General features: G+C 39.4%; 4 protein-coding genes. 2 read left to right on the top strand and 2 right to left on the bottom strand.

The features are described 5' to 3' along the window. Window positions 1–1410 (top strand): DNA polymerase III subunit gamma/tau (locus AAGC65_RS25380; protein WP_343115256.1); only part of this gene is annotated, 1410 nt, incomplete at its 5' end. Window positions 1411–1501: 91 nt separating this feature from the next. Here the strand turns inward: AAGC65_RS25380 and AAGC65_RS25375 are convergent. Further along, on the bottom strand, window positions 1502–1948 hold the full coding sequence (locus tag AAGC65_RS25375) for a hypothetical protein (RefSeq protein ID WP_343115255.1): 447 nt from the start codon (window positions 1946–1948) through the stop codon (window positions 1502–1504). A gap of 82 nt (window positions 1949–2030) precedes the next feature. Beyond that, window positions 2031–2741, bottom strand: coding sequence for a hypothetical protein (locus tag AAGC65_RS25370; RefSeq protein WP_343115254.1), 711 nt, complete (start codon window positions 2739–2741; stop codon window positions 2031–2033). Window positions 2742–2954: 213 nt separating this feature from the next. Here AAGC65_RS25370 and AAGC65_RS25365 point away from each other — a divergent pair. Further along, window positions 2955–3825: NADP-dependent isocitrate dehydrogenase (locus AAGC65_RS25365; protein ID WP_343115253.1), on the top strand; the 871-nt coding region annotated here is incomplete at its 3' end.

The raw sequence follows: 3825 nt of genomic DNA, 5'->3' as shown, positions 1-3825 counted from the left end.
GCTTTTAACGCGTTTCTGAAAACGCTGGAAGAGCCTCCTCATTACGCCATATTTATACTGGCCACTACCGAAAAGCATAAAATATTACCTACCATACTTTCACGTTGCCAGATATTTGACTTTAACCGCATCAGGGTTGAGGATATGGCTGCTCACCTGGCCTCAATAGCCGGTAAAGAAAACATAAGTTATGAACCGGATGGTTTACACATTATAGCGCAAAAAGCTGATGGTGGTTTGAGGGATGCCTTATCCATGTTTGACCAGATCGTTAGTTTTTCTGGCGGTAAGGTTACCTATCGTTCGGTTATTGATAACCTGAACATACTTGATTACGATTACTATTTTAATATAACCGACAGTTTGCTTCAGGAAGATACTGCTAAGACGCTGCTCTTTTTTGATGAGATACTATCACGTGGATTTGATGGCGCCCATTTTATTGCCGGCCTTAGCGAACATTTCCGTAACCTGCTGGTAAGTAAAGATCAATCAACCTTAAAACTGTTGGAGGTAAGCGAGGGTATTAAAAGCAAATATCTGCAGCAATCGCAAACCGGTTCAGTATCGTTCCTGCTTTCGGCCATGAATATTGCCAACCAGTGCGATATCAGTTACAAGCTAAGTAAAAACCAGCGATTACAGGTTGAGCTGGCTCTGCTCAAGATGTGTCACCTGCCCTCGGCGTTTAATGTGACCGTTTCGCCGCTTACTGCAACATCCGCTAACGACGGGTCATTAAAAAAAAAACCTGATACCTCAGCAGTAAAGCCCCCGGTAGCTGAAAATAAGATCAATAATGAGACATCTGTATTAAGTGATGCTCCTTTATCCTATAATACTACTAAGCCGCAGGTATCACAAAATGCCCAGGCAGCGCCTCCTGTAAAAGAGCAGACACCGGCCGAGAAACCAAAAATATTTATCCCGAGCCCAAGTTTAGGCTCATCATTATCGGTAAAAATACCCTCGCTTAATGATGCTGCCAAAACGGAGGAAGAGATAGCCGAAGAGGAAGATCCGTACCTGAAAGGGGATGCCCGGGATGATTTTTCGATGGATAGCTTTTTACGCTATTGGAGCGATTTTGCCGCTAAAGTAAAAGCTGAAGGCAAAAAAAACCTGGTTACCATTTTTACTTCCAATGCTCCCCGGATGCTGAAACCTTACGAATTTGAGGTTGTGGTAGGTAATAAGGTGCAGGAAAATCTTTTTAAAGAAGAGCGCCCGGAGATGCACAACTTTTTACGCAGTAAGCTAAATAACTTTACTATTGAGGTAAACGCCCGTGTTGATGAGCAGGAAGTAGTACGCAAGCCATATACAGCTATTGAAAAGTTTCAGCACATGGCAACTCGCAACCCGCAACTTAACGATTTAAAAAATCGCTTTAATCTTGATTTTGATTAGAGAGCGTAGTTATGAGTTTTAAGTTTTGAGTGATGAGTTTATGTCTGTTTCAAGAAGAACTCAGAACTAAAAACCCATCACTCAAAAAAGTCTATTTTAAAAATTCAGTATCGTTTTTTGGGTAACCTTCTTCATCCAGATCATCACGGTCGTCTTCCGGGGTGTGTGCTAATGCAGAATCTGTAGGGTCAACCTCTACAATATCGCCATTATCAATGTGCATGCCAAGGTCATCCACATCAGTTTCGAGCGATCTTCTTTCGGTATATTCATCAGCAGTATCATAAGGGTTGGCCTCATCATAAGTTGAATTCATGTCATCGCCATGCTTTACTGTGGTCTTATAAGGGTCGGGATGGTCATAATCAGGATCATCGCTCTGAACATCGTATTCAAAACTATCCTCATCCGGATTGTAATTCAGGTCCTCTTTATCAATAGTTTCACCTAACTCATCCTTTAATGTCCTGTCCCGGTCATTGGTATTGTCTGATAATGTATCATCATCATCAAATGGGGTTATATCTTGACTGCTCATAGGGTATATTGTTTATATAAATATACCTAAAAACCTTGCCAAAAAAACAAATGAATTTAATTAAAAATAAGCTCGTGTGCTATCAGTAAGATATTTTTTTGCGGTAAGAGGTTACGCCGCCAATGGCAAATTTAACCCCCAGGGTAAGCTGCGAAAAAATGTCATTATGGTTGCCGGCTATGTAACCGTCAAGGTTATCATCCAGAATGACGTTATATTGGTATCCGAGATCTATTTTAACGCTGGGCTCATTGTACTCGTTAAAAAACTTAAACTCATAACCAACTCTGAGCGGAACAAAAGGTATCTGGCTGTTGTTATCACCGCCTAACATAAAGCCGGGTGGAAGACTTTTATCAGGCGTTTTAACTACGATGTGATTTACAATATAACCTATACCCGTTGAAAGGTAAAAGTTTTTAAACGCATTGGTAATATTGCTTTGCGAATAGTCAATCAATTCACCGGCCTGAAGTTGCACTTTCAATGCAAAAGCCGTAAAGTGATTTTCAAACATACGGCCATAGCCTGTAAGTTCATTGCCGGCTTTTAAACGGCCAAACTGCCCTTCAAAAACATAGTTAACATATGGGGTTTGGTTATAGGTAAAGTTAAAGTGTGCCGATGGCGTAGTTTTTAATGATTTAAAAACATCGGTACTTACAGGATAGTCCATCCCGATGGCGCCACCAACATCATATTGTGCATAATCATAACCTAACTGAGCTTTGGCTAAAAATGTGCTTGTGCATAATAAAATTATGAGGGAGGCTTTAAATATCAGTTTTATCATAATGCAGATATACGACTATTACGTAAAGCTGTCAGTTTTGTTTTATATCAACTTTAATTTTATAAAAATAGTATCAATCACAATAAATACAATAAACTTAACACAATAAATGTGAAATAAGGCAATCGATAAATTTCATTTACTATTAGTATAAATGGTAAAGTGTAATTAATATATTTGAAGCCATTAAAATAATAAAAAACAACGTCAGGTATGTCAAAAATTAAAGTAGAAAATCCGGTAGTTGAACTGGATGGAGATGAAATGACCCGAATTATCTGGAAATTTATCAAAGACAGGTTGATAATTCCTTATCTTGATCTTGATATCAAATATTACGATCTGGGTATAGAGTATCGTGATGAAACTAACGATCAGGTGACTATTGATGCAGCGAATGCGATCTTAAAATATGGCGTAGGTATCAAATGCGCAACTATTACTCCTGACGAGCAACGTGTAGAGGAGTTTGGCTTAAAACAAATGTGGAAATCGCCAAACGGAACTATCCGTAACATTCTGGATGGTACAGTTTTTCGTGAGCCAATTGTAATGGCCAATGTGCCACGTTTGGTACCAAACTGGACAGCACCGATCTGCATCGGTCGTCATGCTTTTGGTGATCAATACCGCGCTACCGACTTTTTAACTAAAGGCAAAGGTAAATTGACCGTAACCTTCACTCCTGAAGATGGCGGTGCCGAGCAATCATACGAAGTGTATAATTTTAAGGGCGATGGTGTTGCATTAACCATGTACAATACCGATGAGTCAATCAAAGGATTTGCACGTGCATGCTTTAACCAGGCCTTATTGAAAAAATGGCCTTTATATCTGTCAACCAAAAATACCATCCTTAAAAAATATGATGGCAGGTTTAAAGATATTTTCCAGGAGATATATGAGAACGAGTTTAAACTGGAGTTTGAAGCTAACCAGTTAACTTACGAGCACCGCTTAATTGACGACATGGTTGCATCTGCCTTAAAATGGCATGGTAACTTTGTATGGGCTTGTAAAAACTATGACGGCGACGTACAATCTGATACCGTAGCACAAGGTTTTGGTTCATTAGGTTTAATGA

Source organism: Mucilaginibacter sp. (assembly GCF_039207105.1).
Taxonomy (GTDB): Bacteria; Bacteroidota; Bacteroidia; order Sphingobacteriales; family Sphingobacteriaceae; genus Mucilaginibacter.
Note: the sequence above shows the minus strand (reverse complement) of the source record. Positions and strands in the feature narration are given on the sequence as shown.